The organism is Sphingomonas echinoides ATCC 14820, from assembly GCF_000241465.1.
GTDB classification, from domain to species: domain Bacteria; phylum Pseudomonadota; class Alphaproteobacteria; order Sphingomonadales; family Sphingomonadaceae; genus Sphingomonas; species Sphingomonas echinoides.
In genome coordinates this window covers 1,095,867-1,121,855 of the sequence record NZ_JH584235.1, presented here as the reverse complement: position 1 = coordinate 1,121,855, position 25,989 = coordinate 1,095,867, and the positions used below count along the sequence as shown (strand labels likewise).

The 25,989-nt window shown below is 63.5% G+C and carries 33 protein-coding genes; 28 read left to right on the top strand and 5 right to left on the bottom strand.

Going from position 1 to position 25,989, the window contains the following annotated elements; genetic code table 11:
• Positions 1 to 95 precede the first annotated feature (95 nt).
• The 4 genes from gcvPA to ON00_RS21170 are packed head-to-tail and all read left to right on the top strand — an operon-like array spanning position 96 to position 4,196.
• The gene (gene gcvPA, locus ON00_RS05315) at positions 96 to 1,454 is read left to right on the top strand and encodes an aminomethyl-transferring glycine dehydrogenase subunit GcvPA (protein ID WP_010403766.1); all 1,359 of its coding nucleotides are present in this window, start codon (positions 96 to 98) and stop codon (positions 1,452 to 1,454) included.
• On the top strand, positions 1,451 to 3,055 hold the full coding sequence (gcvPB, locus tag ON00_RS05310) for an aminomethyl-transferring glycine dehydrogenase subunit GcvPB (protein ID WP_010403764.1): 1,605 nt from the start codon (positions 1,451 to 1,453) through the stop codon (positions 3,053 to 3,055). Before gcvPA ends, gcvPB begins: the two co-directional genes overlap by 4 nt.
• Positions 3,056 to 3,069: 14 nt before the next feature.
• Positions 3,070 to 3,573: a CcdC protein domain-containing protein gene (locus ON00_RS21175; protein WP_010403762.1), complete on the top strand. Its 504-nt coding sequence runs from the start codon at positions 3,070 to 3,072 to the stop codon at positions 3,571 to 3,573.
• Positions 3,570 to 4,196 carry a DUF938 domain-containing protein gene (locus ON00_RS21170; RefSeq protein ID WP_245535532.1) on the top strand — a complete coding sequence of 209 codons (627 nt, stop codon included), beginning with the start codon at positions 3,570 to 3,572 and terminating at the stop codon, positions 4,194 to 4,196. Before ON00_RS21175 ends, ON00_RS21170 begins: the two co-directional genes overlap by 4 nt.
• Here ON00_RS21170 and ON00_RS05295 read toward each other — a convergent pair.
• Positions 4,193 to 5,158 carry a DMT family transporter gene (locus ON00_RS05295; RefSeq protein ID WP_010403757.1) on the bottom strand — a complete coding sequence of 322 codons (966 nt, stop codon included), beginning with the start codon at positions 5,156 to 5,158 and terminating at the stop codon, positions 4,193 to 4,195. The genes ON00_RS21170 and ON00_RS05295 overlap by 4 nt on opposite strands.
• 68 nt (positions 5,159 to 5,226) lie before the next feature.
• Between ON00_RS05295 and ON00_RS05290 the strand changes: the two genes are divergently transcribed.
• Both ON00_RS05290 and ON00_RS05285 read left to right on the top strand, forming a co-directional pair.
• A complete protein-coding gene (locus ON00_RS05290; RefSeq protein WP_040601893.1) occupies positions 5,227 to 6,759 on the top strand; it encodes an aminoacyl--tRNA ligase-related protein in 1,533 nt (510 codons plus the stop codon).
• 8 nt (positions 6,760 to 6,767) lie between these two features.
• Positions 6,768 to 7,424 carry a hypothetical protein gene (locus ON00_RS05285; protein WP_050810899.1) on the top strand — a complete coding sequence of 219 codons (657 nt, stop codon included), beginning with the start codon at positions 6,768 to 6,770 and terminating at the stop codon, positions 7,422 to 7,424.
• Here the strand turns inward: ON00_RS05285 and trhO are convergent.
• The 4 genes from trhO to ON00_RS05265 all read right to left on the bottom strand — a co-directional run bounded on the left by trhO (position 7,411) and on the right by ON00_RS05265 (position 12,767).
• Positions 7,411 to 8,358 (bottom strand): oxygen-dependent tRNA uridine(34) hydroxylase TrhO, encoded by a 948-nt coding sequence (gene trhO / locus ON00_RS05280; RefSeq protein ID WP_010403754.1) that lies wholly within the window; start codon positions 8,356 to 8,358, stop codon positions 7,411 to 7,413. The genes ON00_RS05285 and trhO overlap by 14 nt on opposite strands.
• 149 nt (positions 8,359 to 8,507) lie before the next feature.
• Positions 8,508 to 9,572: an NAD(P)-dependent alcohol dehydrogenase gene (locus ON00_RS05275; RefSeq protein ID WP_010403753.1), complete on the bottom strand. Its 1,065-nt coding sequence runs from the start codon at positions 9,570 to 9,572 to the stop codon at positions 8,508 to 8,510.
• A 62-nt stretch (positions 9,573 to 9,634) separates the two neighbouring features.
• Positions 9,635 to 11,137 (bottom strand): glycerol-3-phosphate dehydrogenase, encoded by a 1,503-nt coding sequence (gene glpD / locus ON00_RS05270; RefSeq protein WP_010403752.1) that lies wholly within the window; start codon positions 11,135 to 11,137, stop codon positions 9,635 to 9,637.
• Between the two features lie 73 nt (positions 11,138 to 11,210).
• Positions 11,211 to 12,767 carry a hypothetical protein gene (locus tag ON00_RS05265; RefSeq protein ID WP_010403747.1) on the bottom strand — a complete coding sequence of 519 codons (1,557 nt, stop codon included), beginning with the start codon at positions 12,765 to 12,767 and terminating at the stop codon, positions 11,211 to 11,213.
• 347 nt (positions 12,768 to 13,114) lie between these two features.
• Between ON00_RS05265 and rpsL the strand changes: the two genes are divergently transcribed.
• The 22 genes from rpsL (at position 13,115) to rplR (ending at position 25,989) form a co-directional block, all read left to right on the top strand.
• The gene (gene rpsL / locus ON00_RS05260) at positions 13,115 to 13,486 is read left to right on the top strand and encodes a 30S ribosomal protein S12 (protein ID WP_010185487.1); all 372 of its coding nucleotides are present in this window, start codon (positions 13,115 to 13,117) and stop codon (positions 13,484 to 13,486) included.
• A gap of 57 nt (positions 13,487 to 13,543) precedes the next feature.
• Entirely contained in the window at positions 13,544 to 14,014 is a 471-nt protein-coding gene (gene rpsG, locus ON00_RS05255) for a 30S ribosomal protein S7 (protein ID WP_010403744.1), read from the top strand.
• A gap of 80 nt (positions 14,015 to 14,094) precedes the next feature.
• The gene (gene fusA, locus ON00_RS05250; RefSeq protein ID WP_010403742.1) at positions 14,095 to 16,191 is read left to right on the top strand and encodes an elongation factor G; all 2,097 of its coding nucleotides are present in this window, start codon (positions 14,095 to 14,097) and stop codon (positions 16,189 to 16,191) included.
• Positions 16,192 to 16,310: 119 nt separating this feature from the next.
• Positions 16,311 to 17,501: an elongation factor Tu gene (gene tuf / locus ON00_RS05245; protein WP_010403740.1), complete on the top strand. Its 1,191-nt coding sequence runs from the start codon at positions 16,311 to 16,313 to the stop codon at positions 17,499 to 17,501.
• Between the two features lie 150 nt (positions 17,502 to 17,651).
• On the top strand, positions 17,652 to 17,960 hold the full coding sequence (gene rpsJ, locus ON00_RS05240) for a 30S ribosomal protein S10 (RefSeq protein ID WP_007406109.1): 309 nt from the start codon (positions 17,652 to 17,654) through the stop codon (positions 17,958 to 17,960).
• Positions 17,961 to 18,174: 214 nt separating this feature from the next.
• Entirely contained in the window at positions 18,175 to 18,930 is a 756-nt protein-coding gene (gene rplC / locus ON00_RS05235) for a 50S ribosomal protein L3 (protein ID WP_010403739.1), read from the top strand.
• A 2-nt stretch (positions 18,931 to 18,932) separates the two neighbouring features.
• Entirely contained in the window at positions 18,933 to 19,571 is a 639-nt protein-coding gene (gene rplD, locus ON00_RS05230; RefSeq protein ID WP_010403735.1) for a 50S ribosomal protein L4, read from the top strand.
• Positions 19,564 to 19,875, top strand: a complete 312-nt coding sequence (locus tag ON00_RS05225) for a 50S ribosomal protein L23 (RefSeq protein WP_010403734.1) — start codon at positions 19,564 to 19,566, stop codon at positions 19,873 to 19,875. The genes rplD and ON00_RS05225 overlap by 8 nt, the downstream gene beginning before the upstream one ends.
• Before the next feature lie 4 nt (positions 19,876 to 19,879).
• Positions 19,880 to 20,731 carry a 50S ribosomal protein L2 gene (rplB, locus tag ON00_RS05220; protein ID WP_010403733.1) on the top strand — a complete coding sequence of 284 codons (852 nt, stop codon included), beginning with the start codon at positions 19,880 to 19,882 and terminating at the stop codon, positions 20,729 to 20,731.
• Between the two features lie 3 nt (positions 20,732 to 20,734).
• Entirely contained in the window at positions 20,735 to 21,010 is a 276-nt protein-coding gene (gene rpsS, locus ON00_RS05215; RefSeq protein WP_010164582.1) for a 30S ribosomal protein S19, read from the top strand.
• A complete protein-coding gene (gene rplV / locus ON00_RS05210) occupies positions 21,010 to 21,387 on the top strand; it encodes a 50S ribosomal protein L22 (RefSeq protein WP_010403732.1) in 378 nt (125 codons plus the stop codon). Before rpsS ends, rplV begins: the two co-directional genes overlap by 1 nt.
• Positions 21,387 to 22,088, top strand: coding sequence for a 30S ribosomal protein S3 (gene rpsC / locus ON00_RS05205; RefSeq protein ID WP_010403730.1), 702 nt, complete (start codon positions 21,387 to 21,389; stop codon positions 22,086 to 22,088). The genes rplV and rpsC overlap by 1 nt, the downstream gene beginning before the upstream one ends.
• Before the next feature lie 10 nt (positions 22,089 to 22,098).
• Positions 22,099 to 22,533 (top strand): 50S ribosomal protein L16, encoded by a 435-nt coding sequence (gene rplP, locus ON00_RS05200; RefSeq protein WP_010164579.1) that lies wholly within the window; start codon positions 22,099 to 22,101, stop codon positions 22,531 to 22,533.
• 1 nt (position 22,534) lies between these two features.
• A complete protein-coding gene (rpmC, locus tag ON00_RS05195) occupies positions 22,535 to 22,753 on the top strand; it encodes a 50S ribosomal protein L29 (RefSeq protein WP_010403727.1) in 219 nt (72 codons plus the stop codon).
• A gap of 10 nt (positions 22,754 to 22,763) precedes the next feature.
• Positions 22,764 to 23,036, top strand: coding sequence for a 30S ribosomal protein S17 (gene rpsQ, locus ON00_RS05190; protein ID WP_010403725.1), 273 nt, complete (start codon positions 22,764 to 22,766; stop codon positions 23,034 to 23,036).
• A gap of 82 nt (positions 23,037 to 23,118) precedes the next feature.
• Positions 23,119 to 23,487, top strand: coding sequence for a 50S ribosomal protein L14 (gene rplN / locus ON00_RS05185; RefSeq protein WP_010403723.1), 369 nt, complete (start codon positions 23,119 to 23,121; stop codon positions 23,485 to 23,487).
• The gene (rplX, locus tag ON00_RS05180; protein ID WP_010403721.1) at positions 23,487 to 23,804 is read left to right on the top strand and encodes a 50S ribosomal protein L24; all 318 of its coding nucleotides are present in this window, start codon (positions 23,487 to 23,489) and stop codon (positions 23,802 to 23,804) included. Before rplN ends, rplX begins: the two co-directional genes overlap by 1 nt.
• The gene (gene rplE / locus ON00_RS05175; protein ID WP_010403719.1) at positions 23,797 to 24,384 is read left to right on the top strand and encodes a 50S ribosomal protein L5; all 588 of its coding nucleotides are present in this window, start codon (positions 23,797 to 23,799) and stop codon (positions 24,382 to 24,384) included. The genes rplX and rplE overlap by 8 nt, the downstream gene beginning before the upstream one ends.
• A 1-nt stretch (position 24,385) precedes the next feature.
• Positions 24,386 to 24,691, top strand: a complete 306-nt coding sequence (gene rpsN, locus ON00_RS05170) for a 30S ribosomal protein S14 (protein WP_010403717.1) — start codon at positions 24,386 to 24,388, stop codon at positions 24,689 to 24,691.
• 10 nt (positions 24,692 to 24,701) lie between these two features.
• The gene (gene rpsH / locus ON00_RS05165) at positions 24,702 to 25,097 is read left to right on the top strand and encodes a 30S ribosomal protein S8 (RefSeq protein ID WP_010185507.1); all 396 of its coding nucleotides are present in this window, start codon (positions 24,702 to 24,704) and stop codon (positions 25,095 to 25,097) included.
• On the top strand, positions 25,097 to 25,630 hold the full coding sequence (gene rplF / locus ON00_RS05160) for a 50S ribosomal protein L6 (RefSeq protein ID WP_010403714.1): 534 nt from the start codon (positions 25,097 to 25,099) through the stop codon (positions 25,628 to 25,630). The genes rpsH and rplF overlap by 1 nt, the downstream gene beginning before the upstream one ends.
• Positions 25,630 to 25,989 carry a 50S ribosomal protein L18 gene (gene rplR, locus ON00_RS05155; protein ID WP_010403713.1) on the top strand — a complete coding sequence of 120 codons (360 nt, stop codon included), beginning with the start codon at positions 25,630 to 25,632 and terminating at the stop codon, positions 25,987 to 25,989. The genes rplF and rplR overlap by 1 nt, the downstream gene beginning before the upstream one ends.

Below are 25,989 nucleotides of genomic sequence, written 5' to 3'. Positions count from 1 at the left end.
TCGAGGGGTGGGTCGCTCTCAATGGGAACGTCACGCCAGCCTCATACCAACCCACCCCCAACCCCTCCCTTCCAGGGAGGGGAGAGGACTGTTTGATGCGTTACTTACCCCTGACTCAGTCCGATCGCGAGGCGATGCTCGGCGTGATCGGTGCCGCCTCGATCGACGATCTGTTCGTCGACGTGCCCGAAGCCGCCCGGCTCGACGGCCCGATCCACGATCTGCCGATGCACGCCAGCGAGATGGCAGTCGAGCGCCACATGAGCGCACTGGCGCGCAAGAATCTGACAGCGGGGGAAGCGCCCTTTTTCCTCGGCTGCGGCGCCTATCGCCACCATGTGCCGGCCTCGGTCGATCACCTCATCCAGCGCGGCGAATTCCTGACGGCCTACACGCCGTATCAGCCCGAAATCGCGCAGGGCACGCTGCAAATGCTGTTCGAGTTCCAGACGCAAGTCGCGCGGCTGCTCGGCACCGATGTCGCCAACGCCTCCATGTATGACGGCTCGACCGCCTGCTGGGAAGCGATCGGCATGGCGCGCCGCATCACCAAGCGCGGCAAGGCGATCCTGTCGTCGGGCCTGCACCCGCATTATGTTTCGGTCGCCAAGACGATGGCGAAGTTCACCGGCGACGTGCTCGAGACCGCGACGCCAAGCCTGAGCGCAGACACCGATCTGGCAACGCTGATCGCGGCAATCGACAAGGATACGTCGTGCGTCGTCGTGCAATATCCCGACATTCTCGGCCGCATCGCCGACCTCACGCCGCTCGCCGACGCCTGCCACGCCAACAAGGCGCTGCTGATCGCGGTGGTGACTGAGCCGGTTGCCTTGGGCGCGATCAAGGCTCCGGGTGAGATGGACGCCGACATCGTGGTTGGCGAAGGCCAGTCGCTCGGCGTCGGCCTGCAATTCGGCGGCCCCTATGTCGGCCTGTTCGGCTGCAAGGAAAAATACGTCCGCCAGATGCCGGGTCGCTTGTGCGGCGAAACGCTGGATGCCGATGGCCGCCGCGGCTTCGTGCTCACGCTGTCGACCCGCGAGCAGCATATCCGCCGCGAAAAGGCGACGTCGAACATCTGCACCAATAGCGGCCTGTGCGCGCTCGCTTTCTCGATCCATATGACGCTGCTGGGCGAGAAGGGCCTGCGCACGCTGGCAGAGATCAACCATCACGGCGCGGTGGCGGCGGCGGCGCGGCTGTCGCAAGTCCCCGGCGTCGAGCTGGTGACGCCCACCTTCTTCAACGAATTCACGCTGAAACTGCCGCAGGAAGCACGGCCCGTTGTGCGCAGCCTGGCCGAGCGCGGCATTCTCGCCGGCGTGTCGCTCGGGCGGCTCTATCCGGGTGAGGCGAGCCTCGCCAACGGCCTGGTCGTCGCGGTGACCGAGACGACCTCGGCAGAAGATGTAGAAACGCTGGCCGCCGCGCTTGAGGAGATTCTGGCATGAGCATCAATGCAAGCGGATGGCGCCCGGAAGCGCCCGTCGCCGGCGGCAAGGCGTCCCCGACCGTCACCGGCAATAAGGGCCTGATGCTCGAAGAAGCGCTGATCTTCGAGATCGGCGACAGCGAGACGACGGGCGTCGATTTCGCATCTTCTCCCTCTCCCCTCCGGGGAGCGGGCCGGGGAGAGGGGCCGTCCGGCACCAGCCTCGGCAGCCTTGCCCGCACCGCGCCGATCGGCCTTCCCGGCCTGTCGGAACCCGAAACGGTGCGTCATTACACGCGCCTCAGCCGCCAGAATTACGGCATCGACCTCGGCTTCTTCCCGCTCGGATCGTGCACGATGAAGCACAATCCGCGCCTTAACGAGAAGATGGCGCGGCTGCCCGGTTTCGCCGACATCCATCCGCTCCAGCCGGTCGATACCGTGCAGGGCGCGCTCGGCGTCATCAACGAGCTGGCAGTGTGGCTGACCAAGCTGACCGGCATGTACGGCGTCGCGATGAGCCCCAAAGCGGGCGCGCATGGCGAATTGTGCGGCATTCTGTGCATCAAGGCCGCGCTGGAAGCGCGCGGCGAGGGCCACCGCAAGGTCGTGCTGGTGCCCGAGAGCGCGCATGGCACCAACCCCGCGACCGCAGCCTTTGCGGGCTTCACCGTCGAGGATATTCCCGCCACCGCCGAGGGCCGCGTCGATACCGCAGCGCTCAAGGCCCGGCTCGGGCCGGACGTGGCGGCGGTGATGATCACCAACCCCAACACCTGCGGCCTGTTCGAGCGCGACATGAAGGCGATCTCGGACGCGGTCCATGCGGTCGGCGCCTATGTCTATTGCGACGGTGCCAATTTCAACGCGATCGTCGGACGCGTGCGCCCGGGCGACCTTGGCATCGACGCGATGCACATCAATTTGCACAAGACCTTCTCTACCCCGCATGGCGGCGGCGGCCCCGGCTCGGGTCCGGTCGTGCTGTCGGAAGCGCTGGCGCCGTTCGGTCCCTTGCCCTTCACCGCGCGCTACGAAGATGGCCATCTCGCGCTGATCGAGGAAGAAACGGCGGGCGACGAACACCCGCACACCTTCGGTCGCATGACCGCCTTCCACGGGCAGATGGGCATGTTCACCCGCGCGCTGACCTATATCCTCAGCCACGGGGCCGATGGCCTGCGCCAGGTGTCGGAGGATGCGGTGCTCAACGCCAATTACATCCTGCGCAGCCTGGAAAAGACGCTCGACGCGCCCTTCGCCGGGTCGGGCCCGTGCATGCACGAGGCGCTGTTCTCGGATAATGGCTTGGCCGACGGCTTCTCGACGATCGACGTCGCCAAGGGGCTGATCGACGAGGGCTTCCACCCGATGACGATGTACTTCCCGCTCGTCGTCCACGGCGCGATGCTGATCGAACCGACCGAGACCGAATCGAAGGCCGCGCTCGACCAGTTCATCGCCGCTTTGCGCTCGGTCGCAGAGCGCGCCAAAGCGGGCGACATCAGCCTCAAGAGCGCGCCGCATTTCGCGCCGCGCAGCCGCCTCGATGAAACACTGGCGGCACGCAAGCCAGTGCTGGTATGGAAGGACCCGGTTCTGGCCCAAGCGGCCGAATAACAAGGGGGAAATTCATGCCGGTCCACGCTGCGCCGCCGGGGATTTTGCAATATGCAATCCCGATCGCGATCTTCCTTGCGGTGTTCGCGCTGCGCGCGCGGCGGTTGACCAGGCTCAGGCCGCTCAAGGTCGAGCAATTGTGGATCGTGCCGGCACTTTATACCGCCGTCGTCGCCGTCATCTTCTATCGCAGCCCGCCCACGCTGGCGGGCTGGGGGATTGCGGCGGCGGCGTTGCTGGTTGGGGCGGCACTCGGCTGGCAGCGTGGCAAGACCATGCAAATCCATGTCGACCCCGAAACCCACGAATTGCGCCAGCGTGCCTCGCTCTGGGCGCTTGCCTTCATCGTGGTGCTGATCGCGATCAAATCGGTCGCGCAGGCCGAAGGGGCGGCGTTGCACTTCAACGTGGCGGTGCTGATCGATACGCTGGCGGCGCTCACGCTCGGCGTGTTCGCGGCGCAGCGGCTGGAAATGTATCTGCGCGCGAATCGCCTGCTCGCCGAAGCCCGCGCGTGACGGCACCCGCACCCTGGATTCCGGGGGAGGCGGGAGAAGCAGCGCGGCGGCATGCCCCGGCGACACTGCGCAACCGCATGGCGATTGCCGATGTGCTGCGCGAAGTGCTGCCACGCAGTGGCGTCGTGCTGGAGGTTGCCAGCGGGTCTGGCGAGCACGCCGCGTATTTCGCACAGGAATTTCCGGCGCTGGACTGGCAACCGAGCGACCCGGACCCGGATGCGCGCCGCTCGATCGGCGCGTGGTGCGAGGGGATCGCCAATGTTCTGCCGCCGCTCGATTTCGATGCGGCCGCAGGCACCTGGCCGATCGCCCGTGCCGACGCGGTGCTTTGCGTCAACATGGTCCATATCAGCCCGTGGGACGCGACGCTCGGTTTGCTCGCGGGGGCGGCGAAGCTCCTGCCGCCCGACGCACCGTTGATCCTATATGGCCCGTTTCTGCAAGCGGGCGTCCCGACCGCACCGAGCAACCTCGCGTTCGACGAATCGCTGCGCGCGCGCGATTCGCGCTGGGGGTTGCGTTCCGTTGAGGCGGTAACGGCTGCGGCGACATCCTTCTCGCTCGACCAGTGCCTCGCAATGCCTGCGAACAACCTGCTGCTGGTGTTTCGTCGCAATTAGGGGCTCACGGCTTCGGTCACGGGCCGACGCCGCACCTGTTCCCGCCAGACAATGTAGAGCCCGCTCGCCACGATGATCGGCGCGCCGAGGACAGTGCCCCAGCCGGGCAACGTGCCGAACAATAGCCAGCCATAGAGCGTGCCCCAGAACAGGCTCGAATAATCCATCGGGATCACGGTCGAGACCGGCGCGTGGCGCACCGCCGCAGTCAACGCCAGTTGCGCCAGTCCGCCAATCAGGCCGACGCCCACCAGAATCGCCCAGGTCAAGGCGTCATGCTGCTGAAGGTTAAGCGCATAGGCGATGCCGAGCGGCGGAATGGAGAGCGCCGAGAACCAGAACACGGTCGTCAGCGCGCTTTCGGTGCGCCCAATCTGGCGCAGCAGGATCGCGACCAATGCCACGAACATGGCCGCGACAAGGCCAACCGCCGCGCCGCCTAGTGGCAACGCGCCTGTCCCCGGTTGGGTGACGATCAACACGCCGATAAAGCCGACGACGACGGCGGCCCAGCGGTGGATGCCGACCTGTTCGCCGAGGATGAGCGCCCCCAGCAGCGTGCCGAAGATCGGTACGGTAAACTGCAAGGTGGTCGCGTCCGCCAACGGCAACAGCAACACCGCGCCGAAGGTCGTGATCATGCCGACCAATCCTACGGCGGTGCGCCGGACATGCGCGCCGAATCGCTGGGTCCGCAGCGACGAAAGGCCGGGGCCGGTCACTACGATTCCCAAAATCAGCATCGCCGCGAAGGCCTGACGGAAGAACATCGTCTCGGCGAGGTTTGCCCCACGATTTTCCGCGAGTTTGATCAGCGCGCTCATCGTCGCCAGGCCAGCGACGGCGAGCAGGCGCAAGGCCAGCCCCAGCAGGACGCGGTCGGGGGTATAGTGCGGTGCCGTTTCGACGGAGGGTAAAGCGGGGGCTTCGATCGAGTGTCTCCAGAGTATGCGTTGGTCCATGACGCCGCGCGGCGCGCGACACAAGCGCGGGGGTGACGGGCGCGTTGCCAGTCGCTATCCGCACCGGCATGATCAAACGCGCACTCCCCGTCACTCGTGAGGCCGATTTCTCGGCCTGGTATCAATCCGTCATTGCAGAAGCCGACCTTGCCGAGGAATCGGGCGTGCGCGGCTGCATGGTGATCCGGCCATGGGGGTACGGCATTTGGGAGCGGATCCAGCGCCTGCTCGATGACCGGATCAAGGCGACGGGGCATGAGAATTGCTATTTCCCGCTGTTCATCCCGCTCTCGTATTTCGAGAAAGAGGCGGAGCATGTCGAAGGCTTCGCCAAGGAAATGGCGGTCGTCACGCATCACCGGCTGAAGGCCGATGGCAAAGGCGGGCTGATCCCGGATCCAGAGGCAAAGCTGGAGGAGCCGCTGGTCGTCCGCCCGACCTCTGAGATGGTGATTGGGGCTGCCTTCGCCCGCTGGGTGCAGTCGTGGCGCGATTTGCCGGTGCTGATCAACCAATGGGCCAACGTCGTCCGCTGGGAAATGCGCACGCGCATGTTCCTGCGGACCAGCGAATTCCTGTGGCAGGAAGGGCATACCGCGCACGCTTCAGCCGAGGAAGCACGAGACGAAACGCTCAAGATGCTCGAGGTCTATCGCTCGTTCGCCGAGGATTGCCTCGCATTGCCGGTGGTCGCGGGCGAGAAGCCGGAGAACGAACGTTTCCCCGGCGCGGTCGCGACGTACAGCATCGAAGCGATGATGCAGGACGGCAAGGCGTTGCAGGCCGGCACCAGCCACTTTCTGGGCACCAATTTCGCGAGCGCGCAGAACATCCGTTTCCAGAACGACCAGGGCGAATTCGTCCTCGCCAACACGACGAGCTGGGGCGTGTCGACGCGGATGATCGGCGGCGTCATCATGGTTCACGGCGATGACGACGGCTTGCGCGTCCCCCCGCGCATCGCGCCGTGGCAGATCGTGATCGTGCCGATGTTGCGCGACCAGCCCGAGGATGCGGCAATCGTCGATTATTGCAAGGCGTTGCAGGCCGAACTGGCCAATCAATCGGCGCTGGGCGAGCCGGTGCGCGCGTTGCTCGATCTCAAATTCGGCAAGGCCGCGACCAAGCGCTGGGGCTGGGTCAAGAAGGGCGCGCCGATCGTGATCGAAGTGGGCGGGCGCGATGTTGCGGGCGGCAACGTCTCGGTCATACAGCGCGACCGGTTGTACCGCGAGGACGGCAAGCTCGACAGCGCCGTCGTCGCCCGTGCCGATTTCGTCCGGGATGCGGGGGGCGTGCTGGAGGAAATCCAGGCAGCGCTCCATGCCGAAGCGCGTGCCCGGCTCGCGGACAATATCGTCGCCGCTGCCGATTTCGCCGCGATCGAAACGCACTTTGCCGAAGGCGTGAAGAACCCGGGCTGGCTCGAAGTGCAATGGTCGCGGCCGACGGGTGCCGCGCTGGACAGTGTGGTGGAACGGCTCAAGGCGTTGAAGCTCACCATTCGCAACGCGCCGATGGCGCAGGCTGCAGCGGATGGCGTCTGCGTGTTCACCGGGGCCTCTGCGGTTGAACGGGTGCTGATCGGGCGCGCTTATTGAGCGGGGGCATGATGGACGTTCACGGCAGCTATGCGCGCGATGGCTATGCACTGATCAAAGGGCTGCTGCCGCGCGACGTCGCGACGGCGTTCCTGCGGCAAATGAAGGCGGATCTTGCGCAGGGTGGGGCTCCGATCGAGCGCCACACCCGCGCGTCGCCGCTGCTGAAAGGCGATGCGGTCGAGGTTTATGGCTATCATTACCCGCCCATGCTGGGGATGCTGTGGGGGCTCACGCCGACGGTCCGCGCGCTGACTGGTCGCGACGTGCTGCCGACCTATGATTATTTCCGCATCTACCGCGAAGGCGACATCCTGCGCGTGCATAGTGATCGGCAGGCGTGCGAGCACAGCCTGTCGCTGACGCTCGATTATAGCGACGGTGTTCCGTGGGATCTGGAGGTCGGGACCGACCGGCTTGATGGCCCGAGCGCGGCGGTTGGACCCGATTTTGGCGGCCAGCCCTATGTCTCGCTGACGATGGAGCCGGGCGATGCGGTGCTCTATCGCGGCGTCGAGCATCGGCACGGGCGGATGACGCCCAATGCCAATGGCTGGTCGGCGCATCTCTTCCTGCACTGGGTTGAGCGCGACGGCCCCTATGCCAGCTTTGCGTTCGACGGCAATGCCGACAGCACCAAGCCAGTGAATTTCAGCTTTTCGTGAGATCGGGCGCAAAGCGCGCGCCGACATGGGCTTCGCCGCGTGCCTCGGCGAGTTTTACCTGGCGGTGGCGCTCGGCATAGCTGGCGCGGGCCTGCGCATCGCGGGTGGCGTGGCAAGCGGGGCAGGTGACGCCTTCCTCATAAAATGGTGAGGCCCGGTCGGCGGGGCTGACCGGCATACGGCAGGCGCGGCAGAGCTCGTGCGTGCCAAGCGCCAGGCCGTGGCCGACCGCGACACGCTCGTCGAACACGAAGCATTCGCCGTGCCAGCGGCTTTCAGCTTGCGGCACCTCTTCGAGATATTTCAGGATGCCGCCTTCGAGGTGGAAGACGTCGCTTAGCCCTTCGGCCTTGAGAAAGGCGGTCGACTTCTCACAGCGGATGCCGCCGGTGCAGAACATCGCGACCTTTTTACCCTCCAACTCGGCGCGGTGTTCGCGCACCCAGGCGGGAAAGTCGCGGAAGCTCTCGGTCGCCGGGTCGATCGCGCGGGCGAAGGTGCCGACCTTCACCTCATAGGCATTGCGCGTGTCGATCACGATCGTGTCGGGATCATCGATCAACGCATTCCAGTTGGCAGGCTTCACATAGTGGCCGACGCCCTGAAGCGGATCGATATCGGGTTCGCCCATCGTCACGATCTCGCGCTTGAGGCGGACCTTCAGGCGGTGGAACGGCATCGCCGTGGCATGGCTGTATTTGACCACGATCTCGGCACAGTCGGGCAGCGTGCGGATGCGCGCAATGACGGCGGCGATGCCTGCCTCCGACCCGGCGATGGTGCCGTTAATGCCTTCGCGCGCGAGCAGCAGCGTGCCCTTGATCCCTTCTGCGTCGCACAAGGCGAGCAGCGGCGTGCGGATGACGGCGGGGTCGGGGAAGCGGGCGAAGCGGTAGAGCGCAGCGACGGTGATGGGGGAGGGGGCACTTGTCATGACGCCGACCCTCTAAAAGGTTTCATCAATGAGGGGAACCGCCCCTCCGTTCACGCTGAGCCGGTCGAAGGGCCCTCGTCACAAGCGCCTGAGCGCGAGCAGAGAGGACGGCTTCGACAAGCTCAGCCCGAACGGACGTGGGGGACGTTTTACGCCTGCTTCAGCGACTGCATGTCGATGACGAAACGATACTTCACGTCGCTCTTCACCATCCGGTCATAAGCGGCATCGATATCCTGGATGCGGATCATCTCGATATCGGCGGTCAGGCCATGTTCGCGGCAGAAATCGAGCATCTCCTGCGTCTCCTTGATCCCGCCAATCAACGATCCTGCCAGCGCGCGGCGCTTGAACACGAGATGGCCGACGTCGGGCGCGGGATGCGGCGATTCGGGCACGCCGACCAGCGTCATCGTCCCGTCGCGCTTGAGCAGCGCGAGGAACGGGTTGAGATCATGCGCGGCAGCGACGGTGTTGAGGATAAAGTCGAAGCTGTTGACATGGTCCGCCATCGCTTGCGGGTCCTTGGACACGATCAGGTCGGTCGCGCCCAGCCGCTTGGCATCGTCGCGCTTGCTGGGGGAGGTGCTGAACACATAGACCTCGGCCCCCATCGCGGCGGCGATCTTGACGCCCATATGGCCGAGCCCGCCCAGGCCGACGACGCCGACCTTCTGCCCTGGTCCCACTTTCCAATGGCGCAGCGGCGAATAGGTGGTGATACCGGCGCACAGCAACGGCGCGACGGCGGCGAGATCGGCCTCGTCATGCGTGACCTTCAGCACGAAATCCTGCTTCACCACGATATGGTCGGAATAGCCGCCCATGGTGTGGCCGCCCATCACCGGATCGGGTCCGTTATAGGTGCCGACAAAGCCGGTGGTTTCGCAATATTGCTCTTCACCGTCGTTGCAGGACGGGCAGTGGCCGCAGCTGTCGACCATGCAGCCGACGCCGGCAATGTCTCCGACCGCGAATTTGGTGACGTTGTTGCCGATTGCGGTAACGCGACCGACGATTTCATGCCCCGGCACGCACGGATACAGTGTGCCGCCCCATTCGCCGCGCACGGTGTGCAGGTCGGAATGGCAGACGCCGCAGAACAGGATGTCGATCGCCACGTCATCGGGTTGGGGATCGCGACGCTCGAAGGTGAAGGGGGCGAGCGGCGCGTCGGCGGCATGTGCGGCAAAGGCGTGGGTGGTGGTGGTCATGGGAAATCCTTTTGCCACCGCTACGCGCAGGCGCGGGCGGCTGTACTGGGATGGTTGTGTGCCTAGGCCGCGGTAACTCGCCCGTGATCCACATCGTTCCCGCCCGCAGTCGGGAAAGTTGCCGTCCACCAGCGCTCAACCTGCGCGCGCTCGGCCTCGCTCAGATGCAGCCCCAATTTGGTGCGGCGGAGCAGGACGTCGTCGGTGCTGCGCGCCCATTCGCGATCATGCAGCCAGCGCGCCTCGACTTCGGTGAGACCGCCGCCAAGATCGGTTCCGAGCGCGGCTGCGCTATCGATGCCGTCGAGCATTTCGGCGAGGCGTGCTCCATAAGCGTGCGCCATCCGCTCCGACTGCGCGTCGCCCAGAAACGGCCACCGCGCGCGGACTTGGGTCAGGAACTGCGCAAAATCGGGGATTGCACCGCCGGGAAACACTCGCGCCCGCGTCACCGGATGCGCGGTGAAGCCCATCGGGCCAGACAGTTTGCCCAACGCCTCTTCGGCGAGATGCCGTGCCGTCGTGATCTTGCCGCCGAAGATGGAGAGCAAGGTCGGCCCGTTGGTATCGAACTCCAGCACATAATCGCGCGTCACCGCCTTGGCTTCGCTCGCGCCATCGTCATAAAGCGGGCGCACCCCCGACCAGGTGGAGGTGACGTCGGTGGGGCTGATCTGCCGGACGAAATGGCGGTTCACTGCATCGCACAGATAAGCGATTTCGCCCGCGTCGATCTGCGCGTCTTCGGGGGCATCGACCGGAATGTCGGTGGTGCCGATCTCGGTAAAGGCCCCCTGATAAGGGATGGCGAAGACGATGCGGCCATCGGGCTGCTGCAGGATATAAGCGTGGTCGCCCTCATACAGGCGCGGCACGACGATGTGGCTGCCCTTGACCAGCCGCACGCCCGAGGCGGCGTTGACGCCGAGCCGACCGAGCAACTGATGCACCCACGGCCCGGCGGCATTGACCAGCGCGCGGGCGGTGACGGTGCGGCCATCGGACAGAGTAGCACGCCAGACATCGCCCTCGCGCCGCGCCGAATCGAGCGCGGTGCCAACCGCAATTTCGGCCCCGTTGGCGGCGGCATCGACCGCGTTGAGTACGGTCAGCCGCGAATCATCGACGAACGCGTCCGAATAGACGAAGCCCTTGCCCGCATCTTTAAGCGGCGCGGTGAAGGCGGTGTCGCTCCGCCGTAGCCCGCGCGAGCGCGCCAGCGTCATCTTGCCGCCCAGAAAATCATAGAGATAGAGGCCGAGCCGTACCATCCACCACGGCCGGAGCGCATTTTCGTGCGGCAGAACGAAGCGCAGCGGATGGATGATGTGCGGCGCGGCCTTCACCAGCCGCTCGCGCTCGCGCAGCGCCTCGGCGACGAGCTTGAACTCATAATATTCGAGATAGCGCAGGCCGCCATGGATCAGCTTGGTCGAGGCTGAGGAGGTGTGCGCGGCGAGATCGTCGCGCTCGACCAGGAGGACCTTGAGGCCAAGCAGGCTGGCCTCGCGCGCGATCGCACAGCCGTTGATACCGCCGCCGACGATGAGGAGATCGTATGTCACCGCTGTCCTGTATCCCACTCGCGCGGCGGATGCGACTGGGGTTTGCGGGGGGCGATTGGAGGTGCGCGCAAGGTTAATCGTTCATAATTGGGCGATCGCTGCCACTTCCATCTGCTATCAGGCGGAGGTCGCCGATCGCCAGGATATCGCCGCGAGGCGTCATCCGCGCCAGTTCGTTCTGATAGGCGGCGGAAATCCGATCGTGATGTTGCGCCGCGTCTGCATCCATCGATGTCCATATGACCGTTGGAGGAGCAAAGTATAACTCGAGACGACCGCCCTTTACCTCTCTCGATACGATGTCGCGACGAGCGACGGCACCAAAAGAAAGATCCCTAACTCGGGCACTGCTAAATGAGAGCATAGACTTGAACGCTTGGGAGACACCGGAATTGGGAACGCAACTTAGCCGTAATGCGACATTGCCGATAAGGCCACCCAGCACCCCCAACTCATGCGAAGCACGGAGCACATCACCCATCGAACATTCCGGCTCGGTCTGCGCCGAAAACTTGGTCACGGTACGCATCGCGTCAATTGCGATCGTGAGCAGGGGCCACCCGGTGCCTGAGCCCATGCTCATCGAGATCGATCCAAGATCGAGGACCTGATCGTTGATGCGCATTTCGAGGTCTATCCACGCCTCTGGAGGCATCTGCTGCAGAAGCGCGAACAGGAGCAACTGATCCATCGTTGTGGAAGTCTCCTGCTTCAGGTGCGCCCGCACTCGGGTCCGGTCTTGCGGGCCGACGACGATGTCAAGCCCGCCAGCATCAAGCCGCCAAGCACAATGGGTGCCGTCATTCGCGCTGTACAGGCGCGCTGCGACCGTGCAGCGCCTGATCCCCGGAAAGTTGAGGTGTAGCGTACCCCGATCGGCGTAAGGCTTGACGGACAACAGAACGCCGATTTCGTCGATTTCGGGTTCGCGGGCTTGTATTCCGAAGCGCTCGGATGTGTAGGTAAAACGAGTCACCTTCAGGCTGTCCTTCAGCCCGAGCATTAGATCGAATATGTCATGCGCGTGTTCGGAGCCCACGGTCGCCTTGATAACGCCCGCACGCTCCCCAAATCCGATGGTCTGGACGATATTTCCTTTGCGCTTGACATAGTCGAAGCTCTCCGTGGCGATTTCCCCGGCCATCCAGCCGAGAAGATCGTCGTGACGATCGTCGTCACTGAAGGTCAGCGAAATCTGTGTCGTATGCGGAGGGGTGCCGTTAGCGTCCGCCATGCGACCGGCGAGCAGCCAAGCTCCGATCAGCTGGGCCCAGACGTGCTTAGCGTACCAGATGGTCCGATCGCCCTCCAGCACTGCAAGGACGATGAATGTGGGTAGTTCGGATCGAGCGTAGCGAATGGCATTGTCCAGCTTCAACGAGACGGTTCGCTGGTCGCCTTTCGTCGCCTTGACCTGCACCAGTGCTCGCGGCGCGTTCGGCTGCATGTCCAATGCGATGCTCGAACGTGCGCGGGGCGGGAATTCTATGAACTTATCCCAGCCGTAGTCGTCCTCTTCCGAACGGTTACAGGTCACATCGTGATCCGTACACAGCAAGCTAAAGCGTTTCTCGCCGCTGCGCCCGATCATCTGGTTCCGATTCGACATAAAACAGAGACTAGCAGACATGCCCCTCTGCACCAGAGAGGGGCATGTCTGCCCGAAACGTTACCATCCCATCGCTGCCACTCCCAGTCCGGGCGGCGGTTCAGTGCCCCACTCTTGTCGTCATTCTCGTTCCGACTCCAACTGGCAACACCCACCGCGCCGACTCAGTTGACCCCGCCGCGAACCCGCTGTATGCGCACCTCCGCTTGACCGGGGCTTGCTCCGGGCCAGTGCTTGAACATTGCTGGATGCATTCCAGGGCCCAGGGGGTGGTTTCACGCCCAATGGCCCTTTTTGTATTCCCCATTTTGTTCGGGGGGGCGTGATGGCTCCAGCAAAGTAACCAACAGTCAAGGTGAAGAGATTCAATGCCGACGATCAACCAGTTGGTCCGCAAGGGCCGCGATCCGCAGAAGGCCAAGTCCAAGGTCCCTGCCATGGAGCAGAACCCGCAAAAGCGTGGCGTTTGCACCCGCGTCTATACGACGACCCCGAAGAAGCCGAACTCCGCACTGCGCAAGGTGGCCAAGGTCCGCCTGACCAACAGCCGCGAAGTCATCAGCTACATCCCCGGTGAGGGCCACAACCTGCAGGAGCACTCGGTCGTGCTGATCCGCGGCGGTCGCGTTCGCGATCTTCCCGGCGTGCGCTACCACGTTCTGCGCGGCGTGCTCGATACACAGGGTGTGAAGGATCGTCGCCAGTCGCGTTCCAAGTACGGCGCTAAGCGTCCGAAGTAAGCCGGTCGGCTCGATTAGCCGATCCCAGATGGCTGAAGTTTAGAAGGAAGAATTGAAATGGCACGTCGTCGTCGCCCAGAAAAGCGTATCATCCTCCCCGATCCTAAGTACGGTGATGAGGTCCTCTCGAAGTTCATGAATTCGGTGATGCTTGACGGCAAGAAGTCCGTCGCGGAACTGATCGTGTACGGCGCGATGGAAACCGTCGAAGCTCGTGCGAAGAAGGATCCCGTCGCGGTTTTCCATGACGCGCTCACCAATGTGAAGCCCGGCATCGAAGTCCGCAGCCGCCGCGTCGGCGGTGCGACCTATCAGGTCCCGGTCGAAGTGCGCCCCGAGCGCGCCCAGGCCCTGGCAATCCGCTGGCTGATCGCCGCTGCGCGTGCGCGGTCGGAGAACACCATGTCGGCACGCCTGTCGGGCGAGCTGATGGATGCCGCCAATAACCGTGGCAATGCCGTCAAGAAGCGCGAAGATACGCACCGTATGGCCGAGGCCAACCGCGCCTTCTCGCACTACCGCTGGTAAGCTGGCGCTCGCTGCAATCGTAACCTATATCGTGGGGAGCCGGACCATCCGGCTCCCCACATCGCTAAGGAAGCACTGACATGGCCCGCAGCCATCCGCTCGAACGCTATCGCAACATCGGCATCATGGCGCACATCGACGCCGGTAAGACGACGACGACCGAGCGTATTCTTTATTACACCGGCAAGTCCTACAAGATCGGCGAAGTGCATGAAGGCACCGCGACGATGGACTGGATGGAGCAGGAGCAGGAGCGCGGGATCACGATCACGTCGGCTGCTACGACGTGCAAGTGGCGCGCCAGCGAAGGCAAGGGCGAAGAGCACCTGATCAACATCATCGACACCCCCGGGCACGTCGACTTCACGATCGAAGTCGAGCGTTCGCTGCGCGTGCTCGATGGCGCGGTTGCCTGCTTCGACGGCGTTGCCGGCGTTGAGCCGCAGTCGGAAACCGTGTGGCGCCAGGCTGAAAAGTACAAAGTGCCGCGCATGTGCTTCGTCAACAAGCTCGACCGCACCGGTGCCGATTTCTATTTCTGCGTTCAGTCGATCATCGATCGTCTGGGGGCGCGCCCGGCCGTGCTGTATTTGCCGATCGGCATGGAAGGCGACTTCAAGGGCCTGGTCGACCTGGTCGAGAACCGCGCGATCATCTGGCTCGAAGAGAGCCTGGGCGCGAAGTTCACCTATACCGACATCCCGGCGGACCTCGCCGAGAAGGCCGCTAAGTATCGCAGCGACCTGATCGAGATGGCGGTCGAGCAGGACGACGCCCTGATGGAGGCGTATCTCGAGGGCAACGAGCCGAGCACGGCCGACCTCAAGAAGCTGATCCGCAAGGGTACGCTTAACTTCTCGTTCGTGCCAGTCGTTTGCGGTTCGGCGTTCAAGAACAAGGGCGTGCAGCCGCTGCTCGACGCCGTTGTCGACTATCTGCCGTCGCCGCTCGACGTTCCCGCCATTCAGGGCCTCAAGATCGACGGCGTGACCCCGGACGAGCGTCCTTCGTCGGACGAGGCACCGTTCTCGGCGCTCGCGTTCAAGATCATGAACGATCCGTTCGTCGGCACGCTGACCTTCGCGCGCATTTATTCGGGCAAGCTCGAAACCGCGTCGCAGGTCACGAACTCGGTCAAGGACAAGAAGGAAAAGGTCGGTCGCATGCTGCTGATGCATGCGAACGAGCGTGAGGACATCCAGGTGGCATACGCGGGCGACATCGTCGCTCTCGCAGGCCTCAAGGACACCACGACCGGCGACACGCTGTGCGCGATGAACGCTCCGATCATCCTCGAGCGGATGGAATTCCCCGAGCCCGTGATCGAGCTGTCGGTGGAGCCGAAGACCAAGGCGGACCAGGAAAAGATGGGCGTCGCGCTCAATCGGCTTGCTCGCGAGGACCCGTCGTTCCGCGTCTCGTCCGATTCGGAAAGCGGCCAGACCATCATCAAGGGCATGGGCGAGCTCCATCTCGAAATCCTGGTCGACCGCATGAAGCGCGAGTTCAAGGTCGAGGCCAATGTCGGCGCGCCGCAGGTGGCGTATCGCGAATATCTCGCGAAGCCGGTCGACATCGACTACACGCACAAGAAGCAGTCGGGCGGCACCGGTCAGTTCGGTCGCGTCAAGGTCAAGCTGACTCCGGGCGAGCGTGGTTCGGGCTTCGTCTTCAAGGACGAGGTCAAGGGTGGTAACATTCCGAAGGAATATATCCCCGCGATCGAAAAGGGCTTCCGCGAGACGGCGGCTACGGGCTCGCTGGTCGGCTTCCCGATCATCGACTTCGAAGTGCTGCTGTATGACGGTGCGTACCATGACGTCGACTCGTCGGCGCTGGCGTTCGAAATCACCGCCCGTGCAGCGATGCGCGAAGCGGCGCAGAAGTCCGGCATCAAGCTGCTCGAGCCGATCATGAAGGTCGAAGTTATTACGCCTGAGGATTATCTGGGCGACGTGATCGGCGACATGAACAGCCGTCGTGGCCAGATCCAGGGCACCGACACGCGCGGCAACGCGCAGTCGGTGGACGCAATGGTCCCGCTGGCGAACATGTTCGGCTATGTGAACGCGCTGCGCTCGTTCACCCAGGGTCGTGCGAACTACTCGATGCAGTTCTCGCATTACGAAGAAGTGCCTGCCAACGTTGCCGACGAAGTGAAGGCGAAGCTGGCCTAAGACGCTAAACCTGGCGCCGGTGATCGGCGCTAGGGCTGGCGTAACCTGAAAACTCCCGCTATGGGGCCCCCTTCGCGTGGCGCTGTGGCGAACCGAAAACGATCAATAAGGTAGGAAAAATGGCAAAAGCAAAGTTCGAGCGGACCAAGCCGCACCTCAACATCGGCACGATCGGCCACGTCGATCACGGCAAGACCTCGCTCACGGCTGCGATCACCAAGGTGCTCGCGGAAACCGGCGGCGCGACCTTCACCAGCTATGCCAACATCGACAAGGCACCTGAAGAGCGCGAGCGCGGCATCACCATCTCGACCGCACACGTCGAGTATGAGACGACCGAGCGTCACTATGCGCACGTCGATTGCCCGGGCCACGCTGACTATGTGAAGAACATGATCACCGGTGCGGCGCAGATGGACGGCGCGATCCTCGTCGTTTCGGCGACCGACGGCCCGATGCCACAGACCCGCGAGCACATCCTGCTCGCCCGTCAGGTCGGCGTGCCGACGATGGTCGTGTTCATGAACAAGGTCGATCTGGTCGACGACGCCGAGATCCTCGAGCTCGTCGAGCTGGAAATCCGCGAACTGCTCTCGTCCTATGATTTCGACGGCGACAACATCCCCGTCATCCAGGGTTCGGCCGTTTGCGCGCTCGAAGACAAGCAGCCCGAGATCGGCCATGACGCCGTCCTCAAGCTGATGCAGGCTGTCGACACGTACCTGCCGCAGCCCGAGCGTCCGCTCGACAAGCCGTTCATGATGCCGATCGAAGACGTGTTCTCGATCTCGGGTCGTGGTACGGTCGTCACCGGTCGCGTCGAGACCGGCATCGTCAAGGTTGGCGAAGAAGTCGAGATCGTCGGCATCAACGACACCCGCAAGACCACCGTCACGGGCGTCGAAATGTTCCGCAAGCTGCTCGACCAGGGCCAGGCAGGCGACAACATCGGCGCGCTGATCCGCGGCGTTGGCCGTGAAGAAGTTGAGCGTGGCCAGGTGCTCTGCAAGCCCGGCTCGATCAAGCCGCACACCGACTTCCAGTCGGAAGTGTACGTGCTGTCGAAGGACGAAGGTGGCCGTCACACGCCGTTCTTCGCCAACTATCGTCCGCAGTTCTACTTCCGCACCACGGACGTCACCGGCACCGTCGAGCTGCCTGAGGGCACCGAAATGGTCATGCCTGGCGACAACATCGCGCTCGGCGTCAAGCTGATCGCACCGATCGCTATGGACGTTGGTCAGCGCTTCACGATCCGCGAAGGCGGCCGTACCGTTGGTTCGGGCATCGTCAGCGGCATCTCGAAGTAAGCTGCTAAAAGAAAAGTTGCCGCCTGCGCCTCAAACGAGGCGTGGGCGGTTGCTTTTTTGTGGAGGCCCCTGTAGTGGCCCGCCTCCAGTTTTGGTTTTGAACAGCAAGAGCCCCGCTACGGGGCCCGCTCTTTCGCATCGGTAGGGACTATGGACAGCAATATCCGCATCCGCCTCAAGGCGTTCGATCATCGCGTGCTCGATCAGGCGACCGGCGACATCGCCGACACCGCGCGCCGCACCGGCGCTCTCATCCGTGGTCCCATTCCGTTGCCGACGCGCATCGAGAAGTTCACCGTGAACCGCGGTCCGCACATCGACAAGAAGTCGCGCGAGCAGTTCGAAGTCCGCACCTACAAGCGCATGCTCGACATCGTGCAGCCGACCCCGCAGACGGTCGACGCGCTTATGAAGCTCGACCTCGCCGCAGGCGTTGACGTTGAGATCAAGCTCGCGTAATAGCGCGCCTCCAAGAGATTCGGTGACACTTCGGTGTCGCCCGATAGATGGGATACCGCCGGATTTATCCGGGTCTGCGTCCCCCGACACGCTCCACCGCCGACGCGGGGAGCACCAGCCCGGGTCGGGGCCGCAGTATAAAATAAAATTGGGCTGAGTACGCACCCTTCGGAATGGTCCGAGGGGTGCCTCTGCATTGAATGGAGCATTGATCATGCGCACTGGCGTGATCGCGAAAAAGATGGGGATGACCCGCTGGTTCCAGGACGATGGGCGCCATGTGCCCGTGACCGTTCTGGCGCTGGAAAATCTGCAAGTTGTGGCCGTTCGCGAGGCCGATCGTGATGGGTATGTCGCAGTCCAGCTGGGCGCGGGTACCGCAAAAGCAAAGAACGTTGCCAAGCCGCAGCGTGGCCATTTCGGCAAGGCCGAAGTTGAGCCCAAGGCGAAGCTCGCCGAATTCCGCGTGAGCGAAGATGCTCTGCTCGAAGTCGGCGCGACCATCTCGGCCGACCATTATGTCGCTGGCCAGATCGTCGATATCCAGGGCGTGACCCAGGGTAAGGGCTTCCAGGGCGGTATGAAGCGTTGGGGCTTCGGCGGTCTGCGCGCAACGCACGGCGTTTCGGTCTCGCACCGTTCGCTGGGTTCGACCGGTCAGCGTCAGGATCCGGGTAAGGTCTTCAAGAACAAGAAGATGGCCGGGCACATGGGCGACAAGAACCGCACCCAGCAAAATCTCGAAATCGTTTCGACCGACGTCGAGCGTGGCCTCATCTTCGTCAAGGGTTCGGTCCCTGGCTCGAAGGGTGGCTGGCTGCTCGTCAAGGATTCGGTGAAGGTCGCGCGTCACGCCGATGCGCCGTATCCCGCCGGCCTGAAGCAGGTCGCCAACAACAACGACACCGCTCCCGCCGAGACGCCTGCTGACGTCGCGACCGTGGACGCGACCGACGGCCAGGAGGGCTGAACATGAAGGTCAAGGTTCAATCCTTCGCCGACACCGCAGGCGCGGACATCGAGCTCAACGATGAGGTCTTCGGCCTCGATCCGCGCGCCGACATCCTGCACCGCGTTGTCACCTGGCAGCTCGAAAAGCGTCGCGCGACCGCAAGCGGCACGCGTGAGCGCGCTGACGTTGCTCGCACCGGTAAGAAGTTCGGTCGCCAGAAGGGCGGTGGTACGGCACGTCACGGCGATCGCCGCGCTCCGATCTTCGTCGGCGGTGGTAAGGCGCATGGTCAGCGGACCCGCGACTTCAACCCCGGTTTGAACAAGAAGGTTCGCGCGCTCGGTCTGAAGATGGCGCTGTCGAGCCACGCTCAGGCAGGCACGCTGGTTGTCATGGACAGCCTGACGGTCGCCGAGAGCAAGACCAAAACGCTGATCGCGGACTGGGCAAAGCTCGGCCCAGATGGAGGGTGGGGCAAGACCGCGCTCGTCATTGACGGCGCAGCGGTCGAGACCAGCTTCGCGCTGGCAGCGGGCAACCTGCACACGATCAACGTGATGCCGGCCGCCGGTGCCAACGTCTATGACATCCTTAAGCACGACACGCTGGTCCTGACCCGCGCTGCCGTCGAAATGCTGGAGGCGCGCTTCAATGGCTAAGCAGAAAGCCGCGATCGACGCGCGTCATTATGACGTGATCGTCGCACCGCACATCACCGAAAAGGCCACTTTGCTCAGCGAGCATAACGCGGTCGTCTTCAAGGTCACCAACGACGCGACCAAGCCGCAGATCAAGGCTGCGGTCGAGGCGCTGTTCGACGTGACCGTCCTGGGCGTGAACACGATCGTCCAGAAGGGCAAGACCAAGAAGTGGAAGGGCGCGCCCTACACCCGCTCCGACATCAAGAAGGCGATCGTGACGTTGAAGGACGGCCAGTCCATCGACGTGACGACGGGGATCTGATCCGATGGCATTGAAGCATTATAATCCGACCAGCCCGGCACGACGCGGTCTCATCCTCGTCGACCGTTCCGGCCTGCACAAGGGCGGCCCCGTCAAGGCGCTGACCGAAGGCAAGCGCAAGACCGGCGGGCGCAACAACAAGGGCCATGTGACCTCGCGCGGCATCGCCGGCGGCCACAAGCAGCGCTACCGCATCATCGACTTCAAGCGCCGTAACTGGGGCGTCGATGGCGTGGTCGAGCGGATCGAATATGATCCCAACCGCACTGCCTTCATCGCGCTGATCAATTATGGTCAGACCGCCGATGGCAAGGAAAACGTTGCGTACATCATTGCGCCGCAGCGCCTCGCCGTTGGCGACAAGGTGATCGCGGACAAGAAGACCGACGTGAAGCCGGGCAATGCGATGGAACTGGGCCAGATGCCGGTCGGCACGATCGTCCACAACGTCGAGATGAAGCCGGGCAAGGGCGGTCAGCTCGCACGGTCGGCCGGCACCTATGTGCAGGTCGTCGGTCGCGACAAGGGCATGGTCATGGTCCGCCTCAACTCGGGCGAGCAGCGTTACATCCACGCCAATTGCATGGCGACGGTTGGCGCGGTTTCGAACCCCGACAACGGCAACACCAACCTCGCCAAGGCGGGTCGCAATCGCTGGTTGGGCATCCGCCCGCTGACGCGCGGCGTCGCCAAGAACCCGGTCGACCATCCGCACGGCGGTGGTGAAGGCCGGACCTCGGGCGGCCGTCATCCGGTTACCCCGTGGGGCAAGCCGACCAAGGGTGCGCGCACCCGTCATAACAAGGCGACGGACAAGATGATTATCCGCAGCCGTCACGCCAAGAAGAAGGGCTAAACGATGGCTCGTTCCGTCTGGAAGGGTCCGTTCGTGGACCTTCACCTGCTGAAGAAGGCAGAAACCGCGCAGGAAACCAACGCGCGTGGTGCGATCAAGACCTGGTCGCGCCGCTCGACGATCCTGCCGCAGTTCGTTGGCCTGACCTTCAGCGTCTATAACGGCCGCAAGTTCGTGCCGGTTTCTGTCAACGAGGACATGGTGGGCATGAAGCTCGGCGAGTTCGCGCCGACGCGCTATTTCCCCGGCCATGCCGCGGACAAGAAGGGCAAGCGCTAATGGCTAAGGCAAAAGCTCCCCGCCGCGTGGCGGATAACGAGGCGCTGTCGGTCGGCACGCAAATCCGTGGTTCCGCGCAGAAGCTCGGCCTCGTCGCGGCATTGATCCGCGGCAAGAAGGTCGGCGATGCGATGAACATCCTGCAGTTCTCGACCAAGGGCATGGCGGTTGACGCGCGCAAGGTGCTGGCATCCGCCATCGCCAATGCCGAGAACAACCACAATCTCGACGTCGACTCGCTCGTCGTCGCAGAGGCTTCGGTTGGCAAGTCGATCGTGATGAAGCGCTTCGCGACCCGCGGTCGTGGCAAGTCGACGCGCATCCTCAAGCCGTTCAGCCGTCTGCGCATCGTCGTGCGCGAGCAGGAAGAAGCATAATGGGTCAGAAATCGAACCCGATCGGTCTGCGCCTGCAGATCAACCGCACCTGGGATAGCCGCTGGTATGCGGAAGGGGCCGATTACGGCCGTCTTCTGCTCGAAGATCTCAAGATGCGTGCGTACATCCTGAAGACGCTGCCGCAGGCGGCGATCTCCAAGGTGGTCATAGACCGTCCGGCCAAGCTATGCCGCGTTTCGATCTTCGCTGCCCGTCCCGGTGTCATCATCGGCAAGAAGGGTGCGGACATCGAAAAGCTGCGCCGCACGCTCGGCAAGATGACGACGTCCGACGTCAGCCTGAACATCGTCGAAATCCGCAAGCCGGAAGTCGACAGCAAGCTGGTTGCACAGGGCATCGCCGATCAGCTCGAGCGTCGTATCGCCTTCCGCCGCGCCATGAAGCGTGCGGTGCAGTCGGCGATGCGTCTGGGCGCCGAAGGCATCCGGATCAACTGCGGCGGCCGTCTTGGCGGCGCCGAGATCGCACGGTCGGAATGGTATCGCGAAGGTCGCGTGCCGCTCCACACGCTGCGCGCCAACGTTGATTACGCTGAAGCGACTGCACACACGGCATACGGCGTGTGCGGCGTGAAGGTCTGGATCTTCAAGGGCGAAATCCTGGGTCATGACCCGATGGCGACCGACCGGCTGATGATGGAAGCGCAGACTTCCGGCGTCCGGCCTGATCCGCGCCGCTAAGGAATAGATCATGCTGCAACCGAAAAAGACCAAGTTCCGCAAGGCCTTCAAGGGCCGCATCCATGGCGACGCCAAGGGTGGCACCACGCTCAACTTCGGGTCGTACGGCCTGAAGGCGATGGAGCCGGATCGTCTCACCGCACGCCAGATCGAGGCGGCTCGCCGCGCGATCACGCGTCACATCAAGCGCCAGGGCCGTTTGTGGATCCGCGTTTTCCCGGACGTTCCCGTCTCGGGCAAGCCCGCCGAAGTCCGCATGGGTAAGGGCAAGGGTTCGCCGGAATATTGGGCAGCCCGCGTCAAGCCCGGCCGTATCCTGTTCGAACTGGACGGCGTTCCGGGCGACATCGCGGCCATGGCGTTCAGCCGTGCAGCGATGAAGCTGCCGATCAAGGTGAAGGTCGTTGCCCGTCTCGGCGACACCTCGCATCTGGGAGTTGCATAACATGGCGAAGATCGACACGCGTCGCTCCGACCTCAAGGCGAAGACCGAGGACCAGCTGGGCGAAGAGCTCGGCAACCTGAAGCGCGAGGCGTTCAACCTCCGTTTCCAGGCCGCGACCAACCAGCTCGAAAAGCCGAGCCGGGTCAAGGAAGTCCGTCGCGACATCGCTCGCATCAAGACCCTGCAGTCCGCGCGTTCGCGCGACACTGCGGCAAAGTAAGGATTTAGACATGCCAAAGCGCGTGCTGACGGGGCTGATCGTCTCCGACAAGGGCGACAAGACGGTGGTCGTGAACGTGGAGCGTAAGGTCAAGCACGCGCTCTATGGCAAGATCATCCGCCGTACGAAGAAGTATCATGCCCATGACGAGGGCAATGAGTTCAAGCAGGGCGAGACCGTGCGGATCGAAGAGACCGCGCCGATTTCCAAGCTGAAGACCTGGAAGGTGATCGATCGGGTCAACACCCACGCGACGCCGGACCGGGTCGACGTCGACGCATAAGAGCGGGGCCGCGTTCGCGCGGCTCCATTGATCGAGGCGGGGTCCGGTCGGTATCGGCCCCAGATGAGAAGGAAGCGGATCTATGATCCAGATGCAATCCAATCTCGAGGTCGCTGACAATAGCGGCGCGAAGCGGGTTATGTGCATCAAGGTGCTTGGCGGGTCCAAGCGTCGTGTTGCAGGCGTTGGCGACATCATCGTCGTCAGCGTGAAGGAGGCCGCACCGCGCGGTCGCGTGAAGAAGGGCGACGTGCACCGTGCCGTCATCGTGCGTACGGCGAAGGACATTCGCCGCGCCGACGGGTCGGTGATCCGCTTCGATTCGAACGCAGCCGTGCTGGTCAACAAGAATGAGGAGCCGATCGGCACCCGTATCTTTGGCCCAGTGGTTCGCGAACTGCGCGGCAAGAAGCACATGAAGATCATCAGTCTCGCGCCGGAGGTGCTGTAATGGCGACCGCAAAGATCAAGAAGGGCGACCGCGTCATCGTTCTGTCCGGCAAGGACAAGGGCAAGACCGGTGAAGTCACGATGGCACTCCCCAAGGACGGCAAGGTCGTCGTTGCGGGCGTGAACGTTGCCGTTCGCCACGTAAAGCCGAGCCAGGGTGACCCGCAGGGTGGCCTGAAGCGCGCCGAAGCGCCGCTGCACGTCTCCAAGGTCGCTCACGTGACCGCCGACGGCAAGCCCACGCGCGTTCGTTTCGAGACCCAGGACGGCAAGAAAGTCCGTGTTGCGGTCAAGACCGGAGACAAGATCGATGGCTGATGCAGCTTACAAGCCCCGGATGAAGGGCATCTATGACGACAAGATCGTCAAGGCGATGACCGAGAAGTTCGGCTACAAGAACGCCATGGAAGTTCCGCGCATCGACAAGATCGTGCTGAACATGGGCGTTGGCGAAGCCACGCAGGACAAGAAGAAGGTCGATCAGGCCTTTGGCGAAATGGAATTGATCGCAGGGCAGAAGCCCGTCGTGACCAAGGCCAAGAAGTCGATTGCACAGTTCAAGCTGCGCGAAGGCATGCCGATCGGCGTGAAGGTCACCCTTCGCCGTGAGCGCATGTACGAATTCCTGGACCGTTTCATCACGATCGCGCTTCCCCGCGTTCGCGATTTCCGCGGGCTCAACCCCAAGTCGTTCGACGGACGCGGCAACTATGCCTGCGGCCTGAAGGAACAGCTGGTGTTCCCGGAAATCAGCTATGACCGGATCGACAAGATTCGTGGCCTGGACGTGATCGTGGCAACCACGGCGAAGACCGACGAGGAAGCGCGCGAGCTGCTCCGTTTGTTCGGTTTCCCGTTCCCGATCGAAGACGCTGACACCGAAAAGAAGGCGGCATAAGATGGCGAAGGTAAGTTCTGTCAACAAGAACGAGCGTCGCAAGATGCTGGTCAAGAAGTATGCGCCCAAGTACGCGGCGCTGAAGGCGATCGCTGCCGATACGTCGCTCAGCGACGGCGAGCGGATCGAAGCCCGTCTCAAGATGGCCGAGATCCCCCGCAACGGCAACCCGACGCGCATCCGCAACCGCTGCGAGCTGACCGGTCGTCCGCGCGCATATTATCGCAAGTTCCGCCTCTGCCGTATTCAGCTGCGCGATCTGGCCAACAAGGGCCTGATCCCGGGCGTTACGAAGTCGAGCTGGTAAGGATCAACAGATGGCATTGACCGATCCCCTGGGTGATATGCTCACCCGCATCCGCAACGGCCAGCGCGCGCGCAAGGACTCCGTCCTGACGCCGGGCTCCAAGCTGCGGGCCCGCGTGCTCGACGTGCTCCAGCGCGAGGGCTATATCCGTGGCTATAGCGAAGAGCAGATGGGCCCTGCGGCCGGCATCCGCATCGAGCTGAAGTATTTCGAGGGCCAGCCCGCGATCAAGCATGTCGCGCGCGTGTCCAAGCCTGGCCGTCGCGTCTATTCGGCTTCGACCGAACTGCCGCGGGTCATGAATGGCCTTGGCATCACGATCGTCTCCACGCCTCGCGGCGTTCTGTCCGACGCCGAAGCGCGCGAACAGAATGTCGGCGGCGAAGTCCTCGCGGAGGTGTTCTGATGAGCCGCATCGGTAAAAAGCCGGTCACGATCCCGAGCGGCGTGACCGCGACGATCGAAGGCCAGCAGCTCAGCGTGAAGGGGCCCAAGGGCACCCTCGCCATGCCGCTGCGCGAAGAGATCAGCTATGTGCTTGAAGATGGCGGCATCGCCGTCAACCCGGCGAATGAGACCAAGCGCGCTCGCGCGTTCTGGGGCATGCAGCGTACGCTGGTGCAGAACCTCATCACCGGCGTGTCGGACGGCTTCACCAAGAAGCTGCTGATCAATGGCGTGGGCTACCGCGCTGCGGTTCAGGGCAAGACGCTGAACCTCAAGCTCGGCTACAGCCACGACGTCAACATCGACGTGCCGGAAGGGATCGAAGTCAAGACCCCGGACAACACGACGGTCGAGATTTCGGGTTCCGACAAGCAGAAGGTCGGCCAGCTGGCCGCTGAAATCCGTCGCTGGCGCAAGCCCGAGCCGTATAAGGGCAAGGGCATCAAGTACGACGGCGAGTTCATCTTCCGCAAGGAAGGGAAGAAGAAGTAATGTCGACCAAGGGTATGTCTCTCTTCGAGAAGCGGCGCCGCCGCAACCGCACCGCGCTCCGTGCGCGTGGATCGGGCCGTCCGCGGCTGTCGATCCATCGCTCGGGCCGCCACATCTATGCGCAGATCATCGACGACGCGCAGGGCGTGACGATCGCAGCTGCTTCGACGCTGGAAAAGGACGTGCGCGACACGTCCGGCGCCAACATCGACGCAGCGACGGCTGTCGGCACCCGCATCGCCGAGGCCTGCAAGGCTGCTGGCGTCACGCAGGTCGTGTTCGATCGCGGTGGCTTCCTGTTCCACGGTCGCGTCAAGGCGTTGGCGACTGCCGCGCGTGAAGCCGGATTGGAGTTCTAA

Coding starts and splice junctions, on each gene's coding strand:
- gcvPA (WP_010403766.1), top strand. CDS start 96: ATGCGTTACTTACCCCTGACTCAGTCCGATCGCGAGGCGATGCTCGGC.
- gcvPB (WP_010403764.1), top strand. CDS start 1,451: ATGAGCATCAATGCAAGCGGATGGCGCCCGGAAGCGCCCGTCGCCGGC.
- ON00_RS21175 (WP_010403762.1), top strand. CDS start 3,070: ATGCCGGTCCACGCTGCGCCGCCGGGGATTTTGCAATATGCAATCCCG.
- ON00_RS05295 (WP_010403757.1), bottom strand. CDS start 5,158: ATGGACCAACGCATACTCTGGAGACACTCGATCGAAGCCCCCGCTTTA.
- ON00_RS05290 (WP_040601893.1), top strand. CDS start 5,227: ATGATCAAACGCGCACTCCCCGTCACTCGTGAGGCCGATTTCTCGGCC.
- ON00_RS05285 (WP_050810899.1), top strand. CDS start 6,768: ATGATGGACGTTCACGGCAGCTATGCGCGCGATGGCTATGCACTGATC.
- trhO (WP_010403754.1), bottom strand. CDS start 8,358: ATGACAAGTGCCCCCTCCCCCATCACCGTCGCTGCGCTCTACCGCTTC.
- ON00_RS05275 (WP_010403753.1), bottom strand. CDS start 9,572: ATGACCACCACCACCCACGCCTTTGCCGCACATGCCGCCGACGCGCCG.
- ON00_RS05265 (WP_010403747.1), bottom strand. CDS start 12,767: ATGTCTGCTAGTCTCTGTTTTATGTCGAATCGGAACCAGATGATCGGG.
- rpsL (WP_010185487.1), top strand. CDS start 13,115: ATGCCGACGATCAACCAGTTGGTCCGCAAGGGCCGCGATCCGCAGAAG.
- rpsG (WP_010403744.1), top strand. CDS start 13,544: ATGGCACGTCGTCGTCGCCCAGAAAAGCGTATCATCCTCCCCGATCCT.
- fusA (WP_010403742.1), top strand. CDS start 14,095: ATGGCCCGCAGCCATCCGCTCGAACGCTATCGCAACATCGGCATCATG.
- tuf (WP_010403740.1), top strand. CDS start 16,311: ATGGCAAAAGCAAAGTTCGAGCGGACCAAGCCGCACCTCAACATCGGC.
- rpsJ (WP_007406109.1), top strand. CDS start 17,652: ATGGACAGCAATATCCGCATCCGCCTCAAGGCGTTCGATCATCGCGTG.
- rplC (WP_010403739.1), top strand. CDS start 18,175: ATGCGCACTGGCGTGATCGCGAAAAAGATGGGGATGACCCGCTGGTTC.
- rplD (WP_010403735.1), top strand. CDS start 18,933: ATGAAGGTCAAGGTTCAATCCTTCGCCGACACCGCAGGCGCGGACATC.
- ON00_RS05225 (WP_010403734.1), top strand. CDS start 19,564: ATGGCTAAGCAGAAAGCCGCGATCGACGCGCGTCATTATGACGTGATC.
- rplB (WP_010403733.1), top strand. CDS start 19,880: ATGGCATTGAAGCATTATAATCCGACCAGCCCGGCACGACGCGGTCTC.
- rpsS (WP_010164582.1), top strand. CDS start 20,735: ATGGCTCGTTCCGTCTGGAAGGGTCCGTTCGTGGACCTTCACCTGCTG.
- rplV (WP_010403732.1), top strand. CDS start 21,010: ATGGCTAAGGCAAAAGCTCCCCGCCGCGTGGCGGATAACGAGGCGCTG.
- rpsC (WP_010403730.1), top strand. CDS start 21,387: ATGGGTCAGAAATCGAACCCGATCGGTCTGCGCCTGCAGATCAACCGC.
- rplP (WP_010164579.1), top strand. CDS start 22,099: ATGCTGCAACCGAAAAAGACCAAGTTCCGCAAGGCCTTCAAGGGCCGC.
- rpmC (WP_010403727.1), top strand. CDS start 22,535: ATGGCGAAGATCGACACGCGTCGCTCCGACCTCAAGGCGAAGACCGAG.
- rpsQ (WP_010403725.1), top strand. CDS start 22,764: ATGCCAAAGCGCGTGCTGACGGGGCTGATCGTCTCCGACAAGGGCGAC.
- rplN (WP_010403723.1), top strand. CDS start 23,119: ATGATCCAGATGCAATCCAATCTCGAGGTCGCTGACAATAGCGGCGCG.
- rplX (WP_010403721.1), top strand. CDS start 23,487: ATGGCGACCGCAAAGATCAAGAAGGGCGACCGCGTCATCGTTCTGTCC.
- rplE (WP_010403719.1), top strand. CDS start 23,797: ATGGCTGATGCAGCTTACAAGCCCCGGATGAAGGGCATCTATGACGAC.
- rpsN (WP_010403717.1), top strand. CDS start 24,386: ATGGCGAAGGTAAGTTCTGTCAACAAGAACGAGCGTCGCAAGATGCTG.
- rpsH (WP_010185507.1), top strand. CDS start 24,702: ATGGCATTGACCGATCCCCTGGGTGATATGCTCACCCGCATCCGCAAC.
- rplF (WP_010403714.1), top strand. CDS start 25,097: ATGAGCCGCATCGGTAAAAAGCCGGTCACGATCCCGAGCGGCGTGACC.
- rplR (WP_010403713.1), top strand. CDS start 25,630: ATGTCGACCAAGGGTATGTCTCTCTTCGAGAAGCGGCGCCGCCGCAAC.